This is a genomic window from Geobacillus sp. C56-T3 (assembly GCF_000092445.1).
In the GTDB taxonomy this organism is placed as follows: Bacteria; Bacillota; Bacilli; order Bacillales; family Anoxybacillaceae; genus Geobacillus; species Geobacillus thermoleovorans.
The window spans coordinates 2,631,919-2,653,672 of sequence record NC_014206.1; the positions used below are offsets into that span (position 1 = coordinate 2,631,919).

Below are 21,754 nucleotides of genomic sequence, written 5' to 3' on the forward strand. Positions count from 1 at the left end.
TCACCCCACCATTCCCATCAAGTATACAACGGTAAAAATGAACACCCAGACGACGTCGATGAAGTGCCAATACAGGCTTGCGACGTAAAATTTCGGGGCGTTGTATAAATTCAACCCACGCTTAGCGTTGCGAATCATGAGCGTCAAAATCCAAAGCAATCCGAACGCGACGTGGCTTCCGTGCGTGCCAACGAGCGTGTAGAACGCTGAAGCGAAGGCGCTCGTCGTAAACTTATGGCCTTCATGCACATATTCATTGAACTCGTAAATTTCCAAGCCCAAAAAGCCGGCGCCAAGCAAAACGGTAATGCCAAACCAGAGCTGCATCTTTTTAAAGTCAAAGTTTTTCATATGATAAATGGCATACACGCTCGTCAAGCTGCTGGTTAGCAGCAGCATCGTTGCCATGAACACAACCGGCATTTGGAACAGTTCTTCCGCCGAAGGGCCGCCGTTCGTTTTATCTTTCAGCGCCAAATAGGTGGCGAAGAGAGAGGCGAACAGCACCGTCTCTCCGCCTAAAAAGAGCCAGAAGCCGAGAAACTTATTTTTCCCCTCAAGGGTGGCGCGTTCCGGCGCGGCCGGAAACGTCTCGGCCGTCAATTTTTCCTCTGCATGCATCAGGCGTTCGCCCCCTTCTTCTCAAGTTCAAGCACTTCTTCTTTGTGGATGTGGAAGCCGTGATCATCGATCACCGAGCGCAAGAACATCGAACCGAGCGTAATGAGCAGGCCAAGAATGCCGACCGGCAAGCCCCATCCGGCGTCGTTATGATACGTAAAGCCGAAGGCGGCGACAAACAGGCCGAACGCAATGACAAACGGCAAAAACGACGAATTCGGCATATGGATGTCGCCAAGCGGTTCAGCTGGCGTCAATTCTTTTTTGCCTTCCATTTTTTCGAGCCAGAAAGCATCCAAGCCGCGGACAAGCGGTGTTTGCGCAAAGTTGTACACCGGCGGCGGCGAAGCGATCGCCCATTCGAGCGTGCGGCCGTCGCCCCATGCATCGCCCGGCACTTTTTCGCCTTTTGCTGTCGTTACCACAATGTTAATAAGTAAAATAATCGTGGCAACCGCCATAAAGAACGCACCGACCGTACTGACGAAGTTCCCTGTCTCCCATCCTTGGTTTGGCAAGTATGTGAAGACGCGGCGCGGCATTCCTGTTAAACCAAGGAAATGTTGGATAAAGAACGTTAAATGGAAACCGATAAAGAACAGCCAGAATGTCATTTTGCCAAGCGTTTCGTTCAACATGCGGCCAAACATTTTCGGCCACCAGTAATGCGTGCCGGCAAGCAAAGCAAACACAACCCCGCCGACGATGACGTAATGGAAGTGTGCAACGACGAAATAGCTGTCATGGTATTGGTAGTCCGCCGCCGCCGCCGACAGCATAACCCCAGTCACCCCGCCCATGACGAACGACGGGATGAAGGCGACGGCATAATGCATCGGCGTTGTAAACTTGATGCTTCCGCCCCACATCGTAAACAGCCAGTTGAAAATCTTGATACCCGTTGGAACGGCGATCGCCATCGTCGCGACGGCAAAGATGGCGTTCGCAATCGGCCCCATCCCGACCGTGAACATATGGTGCGCCCATACCATGAATCCAAAAAATGCAATCAAAACCGTTGCAAACACCATCGAAGAATAACCAAATAAGCGTTTGCGTGAAAACGTTGCAAAAATTTCCGAGAAAATCCCGAAACAAGGCAAAATGAGAATATACACTTCAGGATGTCCGAAAATCCAGAACAAATGCTCCCATATGATTGTATTGCCGCCGGCCGCTGGGTTAAAGAAGTTGCCGCCAAACAGCCGGTCCATCATCATGAAAATCAAACCGACCGTCAGCGGTGGAAATGCAAACAAGATGAGCGCCGACGTCACAAACGTCGCCCATGTGAACATCGGCATGCGCATAAACGTCATGCCCGGAGCGCGCATGTTGATGATCGTCACCAGAAAGTTAATGGCACCCATGATCGTTCCGAAGCCGGAAATTTGCAGCCCGAGTGTATAAAAGTCGATGCCATGATGCGCTTTTGAGTCAAGCGACAGCGACGCATACGACGTCCAACCAGCGTCCGGTGCGCCGCCTAAAAACCATGAACAGTTCAAAAACAAACCGCCGAAGAAAAACATCCAGAATCCAAGAGCGTTCAAAAACGGGAACGCGACGTCGCGCGCGCCGATCTGCAGCGGCACAACTGCGTTCATAAAGGCGAAAATAAGCGGCATCGCAGCCAAGAAAATCATCGTCGTCCCATGCATCGTCAACACTTCGTTATACAACCCGCCGACAAGGAAATCGTTGTTCGGCTTGGCGAGCTGAATGCGGATGAACAACGCCTCGAGACCGCCGAGCAGGAAGAAAAACCCGCCGGCAATCAAGTACAGATGGGCGATTTTTTTATGGTCGACCGTTGTCAAGTAATCCCACAAAACGGCGCCAACACCCTTTTTGCGCGCGATCGTACTCACGGTGAAACCTCCTTCTCATGCTTTATTCCACTTTTAAGCTCATCAAATATTTCGTCAATGCATCAATTTGCTCTTCCGTCAAGTGGCCATATGTACCCGCCATTTTATTTCCAGGCTTCACGCTGTTCGGGTCTCTCAGCCATTTTTTCAGATTTTCTTCGTTATGCTCCAAAATGCCGGCGATTCGTTCGCGATCGCCAAAGTTCGCCAAGTTCGGCGCCGTGCGCGCTTGCACCGGACGCTTGTCCACAGGCGTCACCGCATGGCAGCCAATACAGCTTTTATTGAAAATCGCTTCCCCTTCTTTGGCGACCGGATCGGTGACAACCGGTTTTTTCGCATTTTGCATCTTTTTCACCCAGGCGTCAAATTGGTCGCGCGGCAACGGCCGAACTTTAAAATCCATCAGCGCATGGGACGGACCGCAAAGTTCCGCACATTTGCCGTAAAAGACGCCGCCGGCTTTATCGGTCGCCTTTTGGTCAAAAACAAGCCAAAATTGGTTTTTGTTGTCGGTGTTCGTATCCATTTTGCCGCCGACCGCCGGAATCCAGAACGAATGTTTGACATCCGACGCAATCAAGTTGAAATACACTTTTTCATTCGTCGGCACGACCAAGTCTTGGCTCGTGATAATGCCGTAATCCGGATATTCAAACTCCCACCAGTATTGGTTGGCGCGAACATTGACGACAACTGTATCCTTATCGCGTTTTTTGTCATTCATCGCCTTCACATCAGCCAGTTTAAACGTTGTCAATACCGTTGGCACCGCCAAAATGAGCAGGAGGATGATCGGAATGACAGTCCAGATAATTTCTAGTTTATGGTTCCCTTCCACTTGCTTCGGGATTTTATTTTCTTCCCCCTTGCGCCGCCGGAAGCGGATGACAACGTAAACGAAGATGATCGCCACGACGACAATGACGAGCACCATGATCGATGTGCTCAACAACATGAGCGAATACTGCATGTCCGCTACTTCACCGGCGGGCTGGAGCGTCGATAAAAACGGCTTGCCGCAGCCGGCGAGCAACAGCGCCATCATCCCGAACAGGGAAAATAAGCGCCAGTTACAGAGCCCCTTGTTCATAGCCTAATCAAACCCCTCTTTCTTTCTTTGATGTGATGGATATATATAAATTCTTTCACTAAAGAAAGAATTTTATCTTAATTCACCAAAGCGTCGCGATGACCATCGCCACGAACAAAATCGTCAAGTAGTTGAGCGAATAGACGAACATCCACTTCGCCCATTTGATGTCATCTTTCATTTTCAAACCCGCCAATCCCAGCAGCAGCCAGCCGACATTGAGCAGCGTGGCCACGACTAAAAATGGAACGCCAAGCGAGAACAAGTAAAACGGCAACGGCAGCAAACATGCCACCCAAACGATGATTTGCCGCTTCGTCATGGCGAATCCATGGACGACCGGCAGCATCGGGATGCCGGCTGCACGGTATTCTTCGCATCGCTTCATCGCCAACGCCAAAAAGTGCGGCGGCTGCCACAAAAACATGATTAAAAACAGGATGAGCGGAACAATATGAAACTCCGGATCGACCGCCGTCCAGCCGATGACCGGCGGCACCGCGCCGGAAATGCTGCCGACAACGGTGTTGATCGTGTAATGGCGCTTCGTCCAAAGCGTGTATAAAAAGACGTATGTCACCATACCGATCAATCCAACGACGGCAGCCGTAACCGTTGTCATAAGCAAGCTCATCTCGCCGATTGCGACAAGACCAATCCCAAGCCAAAGCACCCGCCGCGGATCCATCGTCCCGGTGACGGTCGGGCGTGCTTTCGTTCGCTCCATATATTGATCAATGTCGCGGTCAATGTAGTTGTTGATGGCGCATGAACCCGCAATGACAAGCGCTGCTCCAAACAGTGTGAAAAAGACAAGATGCAGGTTCTCCAAAAAGTGTTCCCCAGTAAAATAAAACGCCAGCCACATTCCGGCGAACGTCGTAATCAAATTGGAATTGACGATTCCGATTTTCACAACAGACGACAACTCTCTCCAAACTGCCTTAACGCTCACATGCGAGCGATGACCGGCATCGGCCGCATCCTGGTGCACCGCTTTCAATTCGGCCATGTCTCCTGTTCCTCCTCGCTGCGCCGCTCCTTGCCCGGCCGGCGCCGTGATGTTGCCTGAAATTCTTTCCAACGCCAAATAGCAAAAACGGGCTGTTTCCTCTTTATATTAAATCACATTTTTTCCTCATCATGTGAACTTTTTTTGAATAATTTGTGTCAAATTTTTGAATGCGCGCACCCAAAACGGCTCATTCGCTTGTCCCATTAATATTTCTAGCAAACTTAATCGACTTATTCAATATGCAAACGTCATTTTGTGTTTCCGGCCGCCATCGTGTAAAATAGATTTGGCTTGGCAGCACGGTTGGCTGCAATAAAATCCATCACTTTACTAATATGGACAAAATCACAGTTTCTCAATACAAGAAGGTGAAGATTTTGCAACGTTCACTCAAATGGTTTGCCTCGGCAACCACGTTGGCAATGTTGTTTGTTTTAATTGGCGGAGCGCTTGTGACCAAAACCGGATCCGGCATGGGGTGCGGCCGATCATGGCCGCTGTGCAACGGCCAATGGGTGCCGGATCACATTACGCCTGAGCTCATCATCGAGCTGAGCCATCGACTCGTTTCCGGCCTTGCCGGCATCATGGTGCTCATCCTTTCCATCTGGTCGTGGAGAGCCATTGGCCATGTGCGGGAGACGAAGTTTTTAGCTGTCATATCGTTTGTCTTTCTCGTCTTGCAAGGGCTGATCGGCGCCGCCGCGGTCGTGTGGGGGCAGTCCGATTTCGTCCTCGCCTTGCATTTCGGCATTTCGCTCATTTCGTTTGCCGCTGTGTTGCTGTTGACGCTATTGATTTTTGAAATCGACAAAACGTTTTCCGCCGCTTCCCTTTCGCTTGACGGCAAAATGCGGTTTCATATTTACGGCATCACCATATACTCATACATCGTCGTCTACACCGGGGCGCTCGTGCGCCATACGAACGCCAGCCTTGCTTGTCCGAGCTGGCCGCTTTGCGCGAAAACGCGCCTCCTCCCGGTTCAGTTTCATGAATGGGTGCAGATGGGTCATCGATTGGCCGCTCTTGTCATCATCATTTGGATCGCTGCTGCCGCCATACACGCCGTGCGCCATTATCGCGAACAGCCGGTCATCTACTACGGATGGCTCATCGCTCTTTTGCTCGTGCTCGCGCAAATGACAACCGGAGCGCTTGTCGTTTTTACGCAGCTGAATTTATACATTGCCTTGGCGCATGCCTTTTTCATTTCCTGCCTGTTCGGTGTGCTCAGCTATTTATTGCTTTTGGCGCTCCGCACCCGCCGCGCGCCGGTAAAAGCCGCCGACCATTCAGCTGGGGAAGCGGCGCCGGCCACGTTGAAATGACGGCCATCCATCCGCAAACAAAAAGGGATGCCCGCAAAAACGTGGGCACCCCTTTTTTTGTTCGGTACAGACCGTTTCATTTGGACAGCTCGATCAGCAAATCACCCGCTTGAATGGCATCGCCGCTTTTGACGTAAATGTCTTTGACAATGCCGGCAAACGGCGCCTGCACCGTCGTTTCCATCTTCATCGCTTCCGTAACCATCAAATGGTCGCCTTTGTCGACTTTTTCCCCTTTCTCCACGAGCACTTTCACAACCGTGCCCGGCATCGTGGCGGCAATGTGGTTCGGATTCGTCCGATCGGCCTTGATGCGCTCAGCGACAGCGGCTTTGATGCTTTCATCGCGGATGATGACTTCGCGCGGCTGGCCGTTCAGCTCGAAGTAAACGACGCGTGTGCCGTCCGCCTGAGGCTGGCCGATGGAGACGAGTTTGACGATGAGCGTTTTCCCGCGCTCAATCTCCACTTCAATTTCCTCGCCGAGGCGCATGCCGTACAGGAACGTCGGTGTATCGAGCACTGAAATATCGCCGTATTTTTCGACCGTTTCGGCATATTCCAAAAACACTTTCGGATAAAGCGCATAGGCAATGGCGTCAAAGTCGGTCACTTCGCGGCCGAGCTTGTCATACAGCTCCCGCTTGATTTGCTCGAAATCAACCGGCTCAAGCAGCTCGCCCGGACGAACGGTGATCGGTTCGCGCCCTTTCAAAATAATGCGCTGCAACTCTTTCGGGAACCCGCCATGCGGCTGGCCTAAATAGCCTTCGAAAAACTCCACGACCGAGTCTGGGAAATTGAGCGTTTCGCCGCGTTCAAAAATGTCTTGCTCCGTCAAATTGTTTTGCACCATGTAAAGCGCCATGTCGCCGACAACTTTCGATGATGGCGTCACTTTGACGATGTCGCCGAACAAGTCGTTGACGCGGCGATACATTTCTTTCACTTCATCCCACCGATCGCCGAGGCCGACCGCTTTTGCCTGCTGCTGCAGGTTGCTGTACTGGCCGCCTGGCATCTCATGCATGTATACTTCCGTATGCGGCGCGTTCATGCCGCTTTCAAACTCCTGATAAAATTTGCGCACGTCTTCCCAATAGCGGGCTAACTGCTCAAGGCCGTAAATATCAACCTCCGGCGCCCGCTCCGTTCCTTCAAGGGCATAGTAGAGCGTATTGGCGCTCGGCTGCGACGTCAAGCCGGCCATCGAGCTGACGGCGACATCGACGATATCGACGCCGGCTTCGATCGCTTTGGCGTACGTGTAAATACCGTTGCCGCTCGTATCGTGCGTATGCAAATGGATCGGAATGCTGACCGTCTCCTTAAGCGCGGAAATGAGCACGTACGCCGCCTGCGGCTTCAACAGACCAGCCATATCCTTAATGCCTAAAATGTGCGCTCCGGCTTGCTCGAGCTCTTTCGCCAAGGCTTTGTAATAATCCAAATTGTACTTCGGCCGATTCGGGTCTAAAATATCGCCCGTATAGCAAATAGCCGCCTCGGCGATTTTGCCGCTTTGCCGGACGGCATCGATCGCCACCGTCATCCCTTTCACCCAGTTTAGGCTGTCGAAAATGCGGAACACATCAATGCCGGCTTGCGCTGATTTGTCGACGAACTCGCGGATGACGTTGTCGGGATAGTTTTTATACCCCACGGCGTTGGCCGACCGAAGCAGCATCTGGAACAGCACGTTTGGAATGCGCTCGCGCAGCTTCAGGAGGCGGTCCCACGGATCTTCTTTCAAAAAGCGGTACGCCACATCAAACGTCGCCCCGCCCCACATCTCAAGCGAGAATAAGTTGGGCAGCAAACGCGCCGTCGGCTCAGCGATCCGCAACAAGTCGATCGTGCGGACGCGGGTCGCCAACAACGACTGATGAGCGTCACGGAACGTCGTATCGGTCAAGAGCACGCGCGGCTGCTCTTGGATCCAGCGAACAAGCCCTTCAGGTCCGCGTTCATCCAAAATTTGCTTCGTTCCCGCTGGGATCGGTTCCGTTTGGCTCACCTTCGGCACGCGCGGTTTGTCAAACACCGGCTTTTTCTTTTTGCCGATGCCAGGGAAGCCGTTGACCGTCACGGTGCCGATGTACGTAAGCATTTTCGTCCCGCGGTCTTTTCGGCGCGGGAATACAAACAATTCCGGCGTCGTATCGATAAATGACGTATCGTATTCCCCCGACAAAAATTTCGGATGCTGAACGACGTTTTCCAAAAACGGAATGTTCGTTTTAATGCCGCGGATGCGGAATTCGCGCAAGTTGCGCAGCATTTTTCTTGCCGCCTGCTCAAACGTCAACGCCCATGTCGACACTTTCACGAGCAGCGAATCGTAATACGGCGTAATGACCGCCCCTTGGAAGCCATTGCCGGCGTCCAAGCGCACGCCAAAACCGCCGCCGGAACGGTACGCCATAATTTTTCCCGTATCCGGCATAAAGTTGTTGAGCGGGTCTTCCGTCGTCACCCGCGACTGAATGGCGTAGCCGTTGATGCGGATGTCTTCCTGCTTTGGAATGCCGACTTCCGGGCTGTGGAGCGAAAATCCGTCGGCGATTAAAATTTGCGACTGGACGATGTCAATCCCGGTGATCATTTCGGTGATCGTATGCTCAACTTGAATGCGCGGATTGACTTCGATGAAATAAAACTCATCTCCGGAGACGAGAAACTCAACCGTGCCAGCGTTGACGTAGCCGACGCTTCTCATGAGCCGGACCGCCGCCTCGCAAATGCGCTTGCGCAGCTCGTCCGACAACGAGACGCTCGGCGCGACTTCCACGACTTTTTGATGGCGGCGCTGCACCGAGCAGTCGCGTTCATAAAGGTGAACGATGTTTCCTTCGTGGTCGCCCAAAATTTGCACTTCAATATGCTTCGGCTTTTCGATCAGCTTTTCAACATAAACGTCATCGCTGCCAAACGCCGCTTTCGCTTCCGACTTGGCCCGCTCAAACGCTTCCTTCACTTCCGACTTCGAGCGGACGATGCGCATGCCCCGGCCGCCGCCGCCAAGCGCCGCTTTAATGATGATCGGGTATCCGTGCGTCTCAGCAAAACGGACGACGTCTTCAAGGCCGCCGACCGGTCCATCGCTGCCCGGGATGACCGGAATGCCCGCCTTCATGGCCGCATGGCGCGCTTTCACTTTATCGCCGAACATATCCAAATGTTCTTCGTTCGGGCCGATGAAAATAATCCCCTCTTCGCGGCACCGTTTGGCAAATTGAATGTTTTCCGACAAAAACCCATAACCCGGGTGGATGGCATCGACATCGTGGGCTTTGGCGATCTCAATGATGCCTTCGATGTCCAAGTAGGCTTCGATCGGCTTTTTCCCTTCCCCGACTAAATACGCCTCATCCGCTTTGTAGCGGTGGTACGATCCGGCGTCTTCCTTCGAATAAATCGCCACGGTGCGGATATCAAGCTCCGTGCAGGCGCGGAAAACGCGAATGGCGATCTCTCCACGGTTGGCTGCCAGCACTTTGCGAATTCGTCTTGTCCTCATTCTGTCCCTCCTCCTTTATTTAATAAAAGTATAAAAGTTTTGCCGATTTGTAAATACACTTTCTAAAAAGTCAGACCTCTTTTCTGTTTGCTGACCATCGTTTTTTCCGCTTTTTTATACCGTTGTTCGTACTTTGCAAACATAGAAATGTTCACCAAAAGACCGAGCGAAGCCATGGTCAGGACAAGCGACGTTCCCCCATAGCTGACGAGCGGCAGCGGCACCCCTGTAATCGGAATAAGGCCAACGACCCCACCAACGTTAATGAACGTTTGAAAGCCGATCATGACGGAGATGCCGATCGCAAGCAGGCTCCCAAACGCATCGTGGGAGCGGCGGGCAATCCAAAGCCCGCGCAGCACGATAAACGCCAATAACCCAAGCGTGAACGCTACACCAAATAAGCCGAGCTCTTCGGCGATGACCGCCATAATAAAATCGGTGTGCGACTCTGGCAGGTAGCCGTATTTTTGAATTCCTTTGCCAAGCCCCACTCCTTTCAGCCCGCCAAGCCCAATCGCCAAATACGAATTCACGAGCTGGTAGCCATCGCCGTTTGCGTATTGAAAGGGGTCCAAAAAACTGTAAAGACGCGATACCCGTTCAGGAGAAAAAATTTTTTTGCCCGCAACCGGGAGCCAAAACGGTGACAGCACCGTCCCGATCAATGTAAAAAAAAGCAGCTGCTTTAGAAGCAACACGAGGCGCAAACCGGACGAAACAATGATGCACATCGCGATGGCAAACACGATCGCCGCCGTTCCGAAGTCAGGCTGTATGGCAATCAGGAAACAAATCACCAATGTATAATAAATGGGGAACAAATTGCTTTTCACCGGCTCAGCCAGCCGCTTTCGCTTGTTGGCGAACGCTGCGGCCAAGTATAAAATCAGACCGAGCTTCGCGAGCTCCGCCGGTTGGATCGAAAGCGTCCCGACGCGAAACCAGCTTGTTGCGTTGTTGGCCGTATGGCCGAGAAAAGCGACGGCGATCAGCATCAATGGAGAAGCAAAAAAGACGAGTTTCACCCATCGCTCCGCCCGCCACACTTTATACGGAATCGCCATCATGATGGCGAACGCGATGAATCCGGCAATCAGCCACAGTTTTTGCCGCTCGTAAAAATAGTCGCTTGGCACTTCAAAGCGGATGACAGCGGTGACCATGCTCGAGCTGTACACCATAATCAATCCGAACAACGACAGCATGATGACCGCGGCGATCAGCGGATAATCATAGCACTTCAATACTTTTTTCCATAATTGTCGTTCCATCGTTCCTCTTCCCTGTGAACATGTATGTACTTAAAATCATTCGCAGCGGCGCGCTGTTTTCCTGCCGAAAAACAGAAAAACTCAAACGATGGTGTGCCAATCGTTTGAGTTGCCTTATATTTTTATCGTACGCGCTTTTTGGCCACGGCCTCGTGCAACGCGGAAAGTTCGCGCTCAAGCCGGTCAAGGAGCGCCTTTCCGTCTTTCGCCTCCACAAGCCCGAGGCGCACCGCAAAATCAATTTCCCGTGACAACCCGAACATTTGCGTGTCAAGCACTTCTTCATACACCGGACATTGCGGCATCGTCAAATGGTCCATTTGCACGCGGATGAGTTGGATGATTTTCTCTGCATCCGCTTGTAAAAGCGCGTACGCCTTCTCCCGATAGCTCATCGATTCGTCCGTCACATCGATCCCTCCGTTCTCTCCCCTATCCTTCTTTACATCTTAACGTGAAACAAGCCATTTTGCAAGTTGAAACCGTTGACAGCAACCGGGCCTGGAACATGACAAGCTCTTTCATTATTATTATACTAAAAACGGTGGGAACATGCAGAGGAGAGGTGTTTCATGAACGATATTATTGTGCTGACAGGAAAGGTGAAGTTTACGATCACGCTTGACCCCGGCGTCTGGATTTTCGACGACCGGAAAGTGGATATGGATGCGTATTTTTCGGAGCCGGCTCCACAGCCGACGGAAGCGGAGCAAGAGGACGAGGAAATCAAAAAGCTGTCGGCATTTTGGGACCGGGAAATTCAAGAGGGCGCGGTTTTTCCGCCGACGTTGAAAACGGAGCGGCGCTTTTTGAAGGAGAAAATCATCACCGGCTCGTTCGGCATGCCGTTCGCCCCATTTTTGCGAAACGCTGAGCCGCATGAAGACGCGTCTGAACTTGTCATTGAGACGGAACATGGAGAAACCGTGATCCCTCTGGAAAAGGCGTACGACCTGATTTTCGCTTTTTCCCAAAACGGAAAACCGTTGCGCGACGACGGTCCGGTGCACATTTATTTTGGCGACGGCTCCAACCGTGAGGCGCCGATTACTCATGTGCGTCGGCTCGTCGTCCGATGACCGGGCGCCCCATGAAGGGGCGGCCCGGTGTTTGAGGTTTTGACGCCTTCAACCGCCTCAAGCGCTTGGAACCTAGATGTTTTCCACAGCGCCCCAGGCGGCGGGCGCCTTTCGAAACGTTCGCGGCGTCGGGCCGCGCGCCTGGCACCCGTTCTTTAACGGCGGATGCTCTGAGGAACGCCTAGCTACAGCAAATCAGCGGCAAGCTGGGCGAGCGCCGAACGCTCCCCTTTGACGAGCCGGATATGACCGGCGATTTTTTGGTCTTTAAACTTTTCGACGACGTACGTCAACCCGTTGTTATATTCATCCAAATACGGATGGTCGATCTGTTCCGGATCGCCCATTAAAATGATTTTGCTTTTCTCCCCGACGCGCGTCAAAATCGTCTTCACTTCATGCTTCGTTAAATTTTGCGCCTCATCAATGATGATAAACTGCTCCGGCAGGCTCCGGCCGCGGATGTACGTGAGCGCCTCCACTTCAATCGAGCTCATGCCGGCTAAAATCGCATCGAGCTCCCCCGGTTTTTTCGTGTTGAACAAGTATTCCAAGTTGTCAAAAATCGGCTGCATCCACGGGCGCAGCTTTTCTTCCTTTTCCCCCGGCAGAAAGCCGAGATCTTTCCCCATCGGCACAATCGGCCGAGCGACGAGCAATTTTTTGTATGTGCGCAAATCTTCCGTTTGCATCAACCCCGCGGCAAGGGCAAGCAACGTCTTGCCCGTTCCGGCTTTGCCGATTAGCGTCACAAGCGGAATGTCGTCGCGCATGAGAAGCTCAAACGCCATCGTCTGCTGCACGTTGCGCGGGCGAATGCCCCATATATGTTCGTGATGGAAGATGAGCTTTTTCACTTTTTTGCCGTTTTGGTCGACAATGCCAATCGCTGACGCCGAGCTGCCAAACGCGTCTTTCATAATAATGAACTGGTTCGGATAAAACGGGTGGTCGGCGATATCGGCGAGCACGAGCTCCCCTTTGTCGTAAAACCGCTGCAGGTGGTCCTTTCCTATGTACAGCTCCAAAAATCCGCTGTAAATATGGTCGACATCAACGACACGGTCGCTTAAAAAGTCTTCTGCCTGCAGCCCGATGGCATCCGCTTTGACGCGCACGAGCGCATCTTTGCTCACCAAAATGACGGAGCGTCCATCTTCCTTCGCCTGCTCTTCAAGCGATAAATTTTTCGCCACCGCCAGAATGCGGTTGTCATTTGTTTTTTCGACAAAAATTTCTTGCAGTTGATGAAACGAACGATGGTTCAACTCAATGCGCAGCGCCCCTCCGTTTTCAAGCGGAATTTTTTCATGCAGCTTGCCGTTTTCGCGCAGACGATCGATGAGCTTTGACACTTGGCGGGCATTTCTACCAATTTCATCCATATACCGCTTTTTCGAATCCACTTCCTCAAGCACGACCGCTGGAATGACGACCTCATTATCCTCAAACGCGAAAATCGAATACGGATCTTGCAACAGCACGTTCGTATCGAGCACGTAAATTTTTTTCCCAAATTCCGCTTCCCCCCATGTGAGTTTTTCACGTTTTTCCGTTGGATGGGAATGGCTGTAATACAACATATGAAAACATGTATAAAGATAGAAGGACATTTGCAAACTAAAGAAAAAAAGTCGAGGTGGCCCATTATGAAGAGAAACTGCTGGCTCGCCGTTTTCTTCCTTCCCCTTTTGATTTTCAGCGGCTGCACGTTTGGAAACGATCATGAAGCGAACGAGCCCAATCGTTCACTCGTGCGCGTCAAAAATACGGTCGATGAACGCGTCGAGAACAAATCCGGGCAAGAGATCGCCCGCCGGCTTGCAGAAATCGCCGACCGTGTTCCAAACGTTCACAATGCCGCCGCGATCGTCGTCGGCAAATATGCCATCGTCGGCATTGACGTCGGCGCCAATATGGATGCCTCTCGCGTCGGCACCATCAAATATTCCGTCGCCGAAGCATTGCAAAAAGATCCGTACGGTGCGAACGCTATTATTGTCGCTGACCCAGATCTTTACACCCGCGTGCGCAACATCGGCCGGCAAATCGATGAGGGGAGGCCGGTGCAAGCGTTCATGAACGAAATCGCCGACATCGTCGGACGAGTGATGCCGGAAGTGCCAAGCGACCTATTTGAAACGACGCCGAAGCCGACCGAAGAAAATGACGGACAGCTGAACGAACGGGAGGAGCGGCAACTGAACGAACAGCAAAACAAGCAATCGAATGAACATTTAAATCGATAAACGGTTTCTGTGTGGGTTATAATGGAACAGAAAGCGCGGCTCATTTCCGAGGAAAGCGGGAGTGAAATGCATTTGAATCAACAAACAATGGCGGGAAATGTGGTATAATGGGAACGAAAGAACACTCTACCATTTCTCGTTTGGATGTATTGAGGTGAACAATGAGAGTCAAATGCGTGCTTTGCGACCAAATCGATACGATCGACGATGAATCGCCGCTCGCCAAGCGGCTGCGCAACCGTCCGATCCACACGTACATGTGCCGCGAATGCCACGACCGCATCACAGAAAAAACGAAACAGCGGCTGGCAACAGGAAAGTTCCGCTTCTATCGCGGCCGCCGCGCAGACGATGATTGGTGATCCCGCAAAAAAAAAAAAAACGGTGCGGAAGAGCGATCGCTTTTCCGCGCCTTTTTGGTTGTCATCATCCATACTTTTCCGGTTCGGCTTCGATCTGCCGCCACATCGCCTCAGCCAGCTCAAGCGGGAAACACGCCGCCCTTGTTTCCCCGCCGCGCACATATTCGACGATGTATTGCCCATTCGTTTCATCTTTGACGGCGTCTACGGCCGTCACACCAAAGTCGTTTTCCAAGATGGCGCGGAAAAACGAGGCCGTATCGCGCGCCGCCGCATCGTGCGGACGGGCTTTGGCGACGATGTGGATCGTCAGCCAGTTATAAAGGGCATCCTGCACGGATTTCATGACTTTTCTCCCTCTTTCGCCTGCTTCAGGCGCACTTTATAAACGATTAATACGAGGGCGGCGACGGCCAATCCTTCTGCCACCGGCAAAAAGACAGCAAAAAAGGTCAAAACCGTGCAGCCAAGCGCCAGCAAAACGTAAATGATGACGTTTTTCAACAGCGGCAGGCGGCGGGCAAAACCGAGTCGATACACAAGTGCGGCAAGCAACAACACTGTCACATACAATAGCCACATACCGCGCTCGGGATGATCGTGCACCTTATAAAGCGAGGCGAAAAACGTGAGCCGTTCGAGCACATTCACACCATTCCCCTCCCGTTCATCCTAATAGCGCCCTTCTCCAAGGCGTTTTCGATTGTTCGCAAACCAAAGACGCGCGCATGGCGCTTCCGGCTATTTCGCCTGCTCAACCGCTTTCTTTTTCTTCTCCGCCTTTTCACGCTCGCTTTTATTCAAGATTTTTTTGCGCAACCGGATCGAGGCTGGCGTCACTTCACAATATTCATCATCATTCAAATACTCGAGCGCTTCTTCAAGCGTCAACAGACGCGGCTTTTTCATCGTCACCGTCTGTTCTTTCGTCGATGAACGCATGTTGGTGACATGTTTTTCGCGGCAAATGTTGACGACCAGGTCGTTTTCGCGGTTATGCTCGCCGACGATCATCCCTTCGTACACCTCAGTGCCCGGCTCAACAAAAATGGTGCCGCGATCCTCAAGTTGCATAATGCTGTAAGCCGTCGCCTTTCCGGTTTCCATCGAGACGAGCACCCCTTGGCGGCGGCCGCCGATTGCGCCAGGCTGCACGGGGGCATAATGGTCAAACGAATGGTTTAAAATTCCATATCCGCGCGTCAACGACATAAATTCACTCCGATAGCCGATCAAGCCACGCGACGGCACAAGGAAGACGAGACGCACTTGCCCGTTGTCGCCGTGCACCATATCGACGAGCTCGCCCTTGCGGCTGCCGAGCGACTCCATGATCGCTCCCGTATATTCCTCCGGGATGTCCATGACGACCCGCTCGATCGGCTCGCACGTGACACCGTCAATCTCTTTTAGAATGACTTCCGGCTTCGATACTTGCAGTTCGTATCCTTCGCGGCGCATGCTTTCAATCAAAATCGCCAAATGAAGCTCCCCGCGGCCGGAGACAATCCACGCATCCGGCGACTCGGTCGGCTCAACGCGCAGACTGACATCCGTCTCCAGCTGGGTGCGAAGCCGCTCCTCCAGCTTTCTCGCCGTCACGTATTTGCCTTCGCGCCCCGCAAACGGGCTGTTGTTGACGAGAAACGTCATTTTGAGCGTCGGCTCATCGATGCGAAGCGGCGGCAGCGGCTCTTGATGATCGGGCGGGCAAACCGTTTCACCGACATTGATGTCCTCCATCCCGGCGACCGCGACGATGTCGCCAGCGTGCGCTTCTTCAATCTCAATCCGCTTCAACCCAATAAAACCAAACAGCTTCGTGACACGAAACATCTTGACGGCACCGTCGCGCTTTAAAAGAGCGACTTGCTGGCCTGTTTTCATCGTGCCGCGGAAAATGCGGCCGATGCCGATGCGTCCGACATATTCATTATAGTCGAGCAACGCCACTTGAAACTGCAACGGTTCGTTGCGGTTGTCCGCCGGCGCCGGAATATGCTCGATGATCGTCTCAAACAAGGCGGTCATGTCACCGTCCTGGCGATCCGGATCGAGGCTTGCCGTCCCGCGCAGCGCCGATGTGTACACGACTGGAAACTCGAGCTGCTCCTCAGAAGCACCAAGTTCGATAAACAGGTCGAGCACCTCATCAACGACTTCCGCCGGCCGAGCAAATTCGCGGTCGATTTTGTTGACGACGACGATCGGCACAAGCTGCTGCTCAAGCGCCTTTTTCAGCACAAACCGCGTCTGCGGCATGCAGCCTTCATACGCATCGACGACAAGCAAGACGCCGTCGACAAGGCGCATGATCCGCTCCACTTCCCCCCCGAAATCAGCGTGTCCCGGCGTATCCAAAATGTTGATGCGCGTTCCTTTATACAAGACAGCCGTGTTTTTGGCCAAAATCGTAATGCCGCGCTCCCGCTCCAGATCGTTGCGGTCAAGCGCCCGCTCCGCGACTTGTTCGTTTTCGCGGAACGTCCCTGACTGCCGAAGCAGCTGATCAACGAGCGTCGTTTTCCCATGGTCGACGTGAGCGATGATCGCGATATTGCGGAGATCGATTCGTTTGTTCGTCAATGTCGGTCACTCCTGTTCGGCAAACTGCTTGTCTATTATATCACAACCGATAGAAAATCGGCATGTTTTCCTGTACACTAGAAAAAGACGCCCACTTTGCCAGAAAGGAGTCAACCCAGTCAACTACCCCCACTTAGCTAACGCTTGAAGTGGGGGCTTGCCACTCCCCAGAAGTGCAAACGGACTTCGTCCTCCTTCCTTGACTTGGGGTTGCATCAGGGGGCAGGTTGACGACTACCCAACGACGCAGGTCATGCCTGCATCGTTACCGATTCTCTCGGTGTGTCTGTTGGCAGTACTTGGCTTCCACACACAACAGACGGACCTACGCTCGATGTTTTACGTTGCAACGTTTCCTGCAACCAACTCCATACATCGAGTAGCAGCTATTGGAGTGCCTTTATTGAACGGTTTTCTCCACGCCTTTATTCTATCATATACAAAAGAAAGGGGGAACGCGCATTCCTCTCCCACTTACTCCCTTTGGTCGTTGAAGTGGGAGTCTCCTGCGCGAAATAGGATGAAACGGATCGAGCCTGTACCGCTGTTGCTCGCCATTCTTGCCGTCGCCGCCATCATGGCGATCGGCGTCTTCATCGCCGAGCAAAGTTTGATCGGCATCGCCGCTTCCACGCTCATCTTTATCGCCGCCATGGGCGCCGGGTTCGCCCATAAAAAACGGACGCGTTGAAAAACGGGACAAGCTGGATGCTTGTCCCGTTTTCGCGATTTCGCGCCTCATCAATCGTGAAGATAGCGCCGCAAAATTTCTTCGTGCACCCCAGGTTTCGCAGCAAGCACCGAATTGCGGCCAAGCAGATCCAGCGGCTTCCCGTCAAGGGTCGTCACCATTCCGCCCGCTTCTTCAATCAAAATCATCCCGCCGGCGAAATCCCACGGCGACAGGCGCGGCGAAATGTAGGCGTCCAAACGGCCGGCGGCAACATACGCGAGCTCAAGCGCCGCTGAACCATACGAGCGCGTGCCGCGCGCCTCTTTCGCCAGCCTCATGAGCGGGCGATGGTCGAGGCGCTTGTTTTCCATGAGCCATGTCCCGTTGATGGCGATGATCGACTCCGCCACTGGCGCGGGCTGCAGGAGGCCGAGCGGCTCCCCGTTCAAAAACACCCCCCGCCCTTTTTGCGCCGCATACAGTTCGTCAAACACGACGTCATACACGTAGCCGAGCTGCCCGATGCCATCTTCAAAAATGCCGATCGATACAGCAAAATGGCGCCGCTGATGAACGAAATTCATCGTGCCGTCGATCGGGTCAATCACCCAAACAACGCCGTCCAAGGCAGCGATCCGGTCGCCAAATCCTTCTTCCCCCAACAGGCGGTGGCTAGGGAACTGGCGGCGGATGTGCTCGGCGAAAAACTGCTCAATGGCGCGGTCAACGTTCGTCACTAAGTCGTTCGGGTTCTCTTTCGCTTCCACCGTCAGCTGTTTGGCAAACGAGGCGCGGATGCGCTTTCCTGCTTCGTCGATCCATTGCCGGGCGTATCGGTCGATTTCTTCCCATTTTTCTGCCATATTGATTCCTCCTGCCTTCGGTTATGTATAGATCGCAACCGGAACGGGGGCGGACACCGCTCAAGAAAAAAACGAACCGGAAAGATGGTTCGCCTTGAATCAGAATCATACTTGAAGGCGCATCAGTTCTTGGCGCAGCTTTTCAAGCCGCCGTTTGCACTCTTTTTTCTTTTCTTCATCGTTTTCCATCATGGCCTCGTACAGCGTCGCTAATTCGTAATCGAGTTCGAGCCGCAACACCGCCATGCGTTTATCTCCATCTGGCCGCTTCAGCGAATTGGCGGTTTTTTTCATATTCGTCCGCACCCCTTTCTCGATCATCCGCTAAACTTCCGGCGCCCGTCACGAATGTGCTGCTTCATTTTGTTTTATATTATATTATGTGGAAAAAGGGGTGTATGCAACTAATTTGTGCGTTTACCCACCGCGCTTCCGTTGTGGCTCGAATTATACCACAGCGATAATCCCAGAGGAACTATGACCATCAATGATTTCTTGTGTTGACCAGTCGTAGGAAAATGGATAGGAATAACCCATTGTTCCACCTCCACCGTTAGTTTGCCCAACGGCGCCGAATTTGTTCCGCCTCTTCCATCATGCGGGCAAACAACTCAGCGACGGACGGAACGTCGTGAATGAGCCCGATCGCCTGCCCGGCCCAAGCGAATCCTTCGTCCACCTTTCCTTCGTAAATGAAGCGCCGGTTCGCTTCTCCGCTAATATATTCTTTTAAATCATCATACGTACCGCCTTGGCGCTCGATTTCCAATATTTTTTCCGCCCAGGCGTTGGCCAGCACCCGCCCTGGCGCCCCGAGCGACCGTTTAATGATGACCGTATCGTTTTCGGTGGCGTTGAGAATCATTTCTTTATATGCGGGATGAGCATGAACGCATTCTTTCGTGGCGATAAACCGCGTTCCCATCTCAATCCCTTCCGCTCCAAGCGCCAATGCCGCCATCAACCCGCGTCCATCGGCGATGCCGCCCGAGGCGATGACCGGAATCGATACGGAGTCAACGACTTTCGGAATGAGGACGAACGTGCCAGTATCGTATTTGCCGAGATGCCCGCCCCCTTCCTGACCGACGACCATCACCGCATCAGCACCGAGCTCCTCTGCTTTCACTGCCTGGCGGACGGCGGCAACGAGCACGAGCTTTTTCACGTTCGTTCCTTTCAATTGTTCAAAAAACGGCGCCGGATTGCCGCCGGTGACCGAAACGACCGGCACCCCCTCATCAAGCGCTGCTTCAAGCATATGAGCAAACGGACGGCCGTGCTGGCCAATGGCGAAATTGACGCCGAACGGCCGATCGGTTTTTTCCTTCACCTTGCGGATTTCCTCGCGCAGTTGCTCCGGTCCATTGAGCGACATCGCCGTAATTTGTCCGAGCCCACCGGCGTTCGAGACCGCTGCGGCCAAATCAGCGTACGCCAAGTAAGCGAGTCCCCCTTGAATGATCGGATATGTAATGCCGAGCAGCTCTGTCACCCTCGTTCTCCATTTCATTTCGATAACGCCCCCTTTTTGTTTTGTCTTTCTTTTATTTCTCTCTTGAACCGCTGTTTTCCTTTTTCAGCGTCCATTCATTTCTTCTTTGCAAACGGAAAAATCCATGCTATAATGCACTTGTTTTATCCTCGAGATAAAGAGGTGTGAAAAACCATTGTCGCAACTCGAGACACCATTGTTTACCGGTTTGTTGGAGCATATGAAAAAAAATCCGGTTCAATTTCACATTCCCGGCCATAAAAAAGGGGCCGGCATGGATCCGGAGTTTCGCGCTTTCATCGGAGACAACGCCTTGGCGATTGATTTAATCAACATCAGCCCGCTCGATGACTTGCACCATCCAAAAGGGATGATCAAACGGGCGCAGGAGCTCGCTGCCGAAGCGTTCGGCGCCGATTATACGTTTTTTTCCGTGCAAGGAACGAGCGGCGCCATCATGACGATGGTCATGTCGGTCGCCGGGCCGGGCGATAAAATCATCGTGCCGCGCAACGTCCATAAATCGGTCATGTCGGCCATTGTCTTTTCTGGAGCGACGCCGATTTTCATTCATCCCGAAATCGACAAGGAGCTTGGCATTTCCCATGGCATTACGCCGCAAGCAGTGGAAAAAGCGCTCCGCCAGCACCCGGACGCCAAAGGGGTGCTCGTCATCAACCCGACGTACTTTGGCATTGCCGGCGATTTGAAAAAAATCGTCGATATCGCCCACTCGTACAACGTTCCGGTGCTTGTCGACGAAGCGCACGGCGTGCACATTCATTTTCATGAGGACTTGCCGCTCTCAGCGATGCAAGCGGGCGCCGATATGGCGGCGACAAGCGTCCATAAGCTCGGCGGATCGCTGACGCAAAGCTCGATTTTGAATGTGCGCGAAGGACTCGTCTCCGCGAAACACGTGCAGGCGATTTTAAGCATGCTGACGACGACTTCAACGTCGTACTTGTTGCTCGCTTCGCTTGATGTCGCCCGCAAACAGTTGGCGACGAAAGGGCGTGAACTCATCGACAAAGCCATTCGACTCGCCGACTGGACGCGCCGGCAAATCAACGAGATTCCATATTTGTACTGCGTCGGCGAAGAGATTTTAGGCACGGAAGCAACGTACGACTACGATCCGACAAAGCTCATCATTTCGGTTAAAGAGCTCGGGCTGACCGGCCATGACGTCGAACGGTGGCTGCGCGAAACGTACAACATTGAAGTCGAGCTTTCCGATTTATACAACATTTTGTGCATCATCACCCCGGGCGATACCGAACGGGAGGCGAGCCTGCTCGTTGAAGCGCTCCGCCGCTTGTCGAAGCAGTTCAGCCATCAGGCAGAGAAAGGGATCAAGCCGAAAGTGCTCCTTCCGGACATCCCTGCCTTGGCCTTGACGCCGCGCGATGCGTTTTACGCCGAAACGGAAGTCGTGCCGTTTCACGAATCGGCCGGCCGAATCATCGCCGAATTTGTGATGGTGTATCCGCCTGGCATTCCAATTTTTATTCCAGGCGAAATCATCACGGAAGAAAACTTGAAGTATATTGAGACGAACTTGGCTGCCGGCCTCCCTGTCCAAGGGCCGGAAGACGACACGCTGCAGACGTTGCGTGTCATTAAGGAATATAAACCGATCCGCTGACCGCACAAGCCGGTTTGCCTGGCTTGTGCTTGTTTGCCAAAAATAAACGGCGCGCATGTGACTTGTCGACATGC

General features: G+C 52.8%; 20 protein-coding genes. 6 read left to right on the forward strand and 14 right to left on the reverse strand.

Features of this window, described 5'->3' with window-relative positions; all coding sequences use genetic code 11:
- From ctaE to cyoE, 4 genes are all read right to left on the reverse strand, one after another.
- A complete protein-coding gene (gene ctaE, locus GC56T3_RS13000; RefSeq protein WP_011230584.1) occupies positions 1–621 on the reverse strand; it encodes a cytochrome c oxidase subunit III in 621 nt (206 codons plus the stop codon).
- Entirely contained in the window at positions 621–2,492 is a 1,872-nt protein-coding gene (gene ctaD, locus GC56T3_RS13005) for a cytochrome c oxidase subunit I (RefSeq protein ID WP_013145878.1), read from the reverse strand. The genes ctaE and ctaD overlap by 1 nt, the downstream gene beginning before the upstream one ends.
- Before the next feature lie 22 nt (positions 2,493–2,514).
- On the reverse strand, positions 2,515–3,585 hold the full coding sequence (coxB, locus tag GC56T3_RS13010) for a cytochrome c oxidase subunit II (RefSeq protein WP_013145879.1): 1,071 nt from the start codon (positions 3,583–3,585) through the stop codon (positions 2,515–2,517).
- 82 nt (positions 3,586–3,667) lie between these two features.
- Positions 3,668–4,597: a heme o synthase gene (cyoE, locus tag GC56T3_RS13015; protein ID WP_013145880.1), complete on the reverse strand. Its 930-nt coding sequence runs from the start codon at positions 4,595–4,597 to the stop codon at positions 3,668–3,670.
- A gap of 380 nt (positions 4,598–4,977) precedes the next feature.
- Between cyoE and GC56T3_RS13020 the strand changes: the two genes are divergently transcribed.
- Positions 4,978–5,931, forward strand: coding sequence for a heme A synthase (locus tag GC56T3_RS13020; RefSeq protein ID WP_013145881.1), 954 nt, complete (start codon positions 4,978–4,980; stop codon positions 5,929–5,931).
- A gap of 76 nt (positions 5,932–6,007) precedes the next feature.
- Here the strand turns inward: GC56T3_RS13020 and pyc are convergent, their stop codons facing one another.
- From pyc to GC56T3_RS13035, 3 genes are all read right to left on the reverse strand, one after another.
- The gene (gene pyc, locus GC56T3_RS13025; protein WP_013145882.1) at positions 6,008–9,451 is read right to left on the reverse strand and encodes a pyruvate carboxylase; all 3,444 of its coding nucleotides are present in this window, start codon (positions 9,449–9,451) and stop codon (positions 6,008–6,010) included.
- A gap of 62 nt (positions 9,452–9,513) precedes the next feature.
- Complete coding sequence (ftsW, locus tag GC56T3_RS13030) at positions 9,514–10,725, reverse strand: putative lipid II flippase FtsW (protein ID WP_013145883.1); 1,212 nt, start codon at positions 10,723–10,725, stop codon at positions 9,514–9,516.
- 122 nt (positions 10,726–10,847) lie between these two features.
- Positions 10,848–11,135, reverse strand: coding sequence for a YlaN family protein (locus GC56T3_RS13035; protein WP_013145884.1), 288 nt, complete (start codon positions 11,133–11,135; stop codon positions 10,848–10,850).
- A 162-nt stretch (positions 11,136–11,297) separates the two neighbouring features.
- Here GC56T3_RS13035 and GC56T3_RS13040 point away from each other — a divergent pair, with 162 nt between their 5' ends.
- A complete protein-coding gene (locus GC56T3_RS13040) occupies positions 11,298–11,804 on the forward strand; it encodes a hypothetical protein (protein ID WP_011230576.1) in 507 nt (168 codons plus the stop codon).
- Positions 11,805–11,989: 185 nt separating this feature from the next.
- Here the strand turns inward: GC56T3_RS13040 and GC56T3_RS13045 are convergent, their stop codons facing one another.
- The gene (locus GC56T3_RS13045; RefSeq protein WP_013145885.1) at positions 11,990–13,387 is read right to left on the reverse strand and encodes a PhoH family protein; all 1,398 of its coding nucleotides are present in this window, start codon (positions 13,385–13,387) and stop codon (positions 11,990–11,992) included.
- A gap of 66 nt (positions 13,388–13,453) precedes the next feature.
- Between GC56T3_RS13045 and GC56T3_RS13050 the strand changes: the two genes are divergently transcribed.
- Together GC56T3_RS13050 and GC56T3_RS13055 are read left to right on the forward strand one after the other, a co-directional pair.
- Positions 13,454–14,053 carry a YhcN/YlaJ family sporulation lipoprotein gene (locus GC56T3_RS13050; protein ID WP_013145886.1) on the forward strand — a complete coding sequence of 200 codons (600 nt, stop codon included), beginning with the start codon at positions 13,454–13,456 and terminating at the stop codon, positions 14,051–14,053.
- A gap of 161 nt (positions 14,054–14,214) precedes the next feature.
- Positions 14,215–14,415: a YlaI family protein gene (locus GC56T3_RS13055; RefSeq protein WP_013145887.1), complete on the forward strand. Its 201-nt coding sequence runs from the start codon at positions 14,215–14,217 to the stop codon at positions 14,413–14,415.
- 64 nt (positions 14,416–14,479) lie between these two features.
- Here GC56T3_RS13055 and GC56T3_RS13060 read toward each other — a convergent pair whose 3' ends face one another.
- The 3 genes from GC56T3_RS13060 to typA all read right to left on the reverse strand — a co-directional run bounded on the left by GC56T3_RS13060 (position 14,480) and on the right by typA (position 17,001).
- The gene (locus tag GC56T3_RS13060; RefSeq protein WP_013145888.1) at positions 14,480–14,761 is read right to left on the reverse strand and encodes a hypothetical protein; all 282 of its coding nucleotides are present in this window, start codon (positions 14,759–14,761) and stop codon (positions 14,480–14,482) included.
- A complete protein-coding gene (locus tag GC56T3_RS13065) occupies positions 14,758–15,066 on the reverse strand; it encodes a YlaH-like family protein (protein WP_013145889.1) in 309 nt (102 codons plus the stop codon). The genes GC56T3_RS13060 and GC56T3_RS13065 overlap by 4 nt, the downstream gene beginning before the upstream one ends.
- Positions 15,067–15,156: 90 nt before the next feature.
- Entirely contained in the window at positions 15,157–17,001 is a 1,845-nt protein-coding gene (gene typA, locus GC56T3_RS13070; RefSeq protein WP_013145890.1) for a translational GTPase TypA, read from the reverse strand.
- Positions 17,002–17,521: 520 nt separating this feature from the next.
- On the opposite strand from typA, the gene GC56T3_RS19705 reads away from it, so the two are divergent.
- On the forward strand, positions 17,522–17,692 hold the full coding sequence (locus tag GC56T3_RS19705) for a DUF5325 family protein (RefSeq protein ID WP_011230569.1): 171 nt from the start codon (positions 17,522–17,524) through the stop codon (positions 17,690–17,692).
- Positions 17,693–17,742: 50 nt separating this feature from the next.
- Here the strand turns inward: GC56T3_RS19705 and GC56T3_RS13075 are convergent, their stop codons facing one another.
- The 3 genes from GC56T3_RS13075 to GC56T3_RS13085 all read right to left on the reverse strand — a co-directional run bounded on the left by GC56T3_RS13075 (position 17,743) and on the right by GC56T3_RS13085 (position 20,050).
- On the reverse strand, positions 17,743–18,537 hold the full coding sequence (locus GC56T3_RS13075; RefSeq protein WP_013145892.1) for an inositol monophosphatase family protein: 795 nt from the start codon (positions 18,535–18,537) through the stop codon (positions 17,743–17,745).
- Positions 18,538–18,642: 105 nt separating this feature from the next.
- Complete coding sequence (locus tag GC56T3_RS13080; RefSeq protein ID WP_013145893.1) at positions 18,643–18,858, reverse strand: hypothetical protein; 216 nt, start codon at positions 18,856–18,858, stop codon at positions 18,643–18,645.
- A 232-nt stretch (positions 18,859–19,090) separates the two neighbouring features.
- Positions 19,091–20,050, reverse strand: coding sequence for a nitronate monooxygenase family protein (locus GC56T3_RS13085; protein WP_013145894.1), 960 nt, complete (start codon positions 20,048–20,050; stop codon positions 19,091–19,093).
- 157 nt (positions 20,051–20,207) lie between these two features.
- Here GC56T3_RS13085 and GC56T3_RS13090 point away from each other — a divergent pair, with 157 nt between their 5' ends.
- Positions 20,208–21,680: an aminotransferase class I/II-fold pyridoxal phosphate-dependent enzyme gene (locus tag GC56T3_RS13090; protein WP_011230565.1), complete on the forward strand. Its 1,473-nt coding sequence runs from the start codon at positions 20,208–20,210 to the stop codon at positions 21,678–21,680.
- The last annotated feature ends 74 nt before the right edge of the window (positions 21,681–21,754 follow it).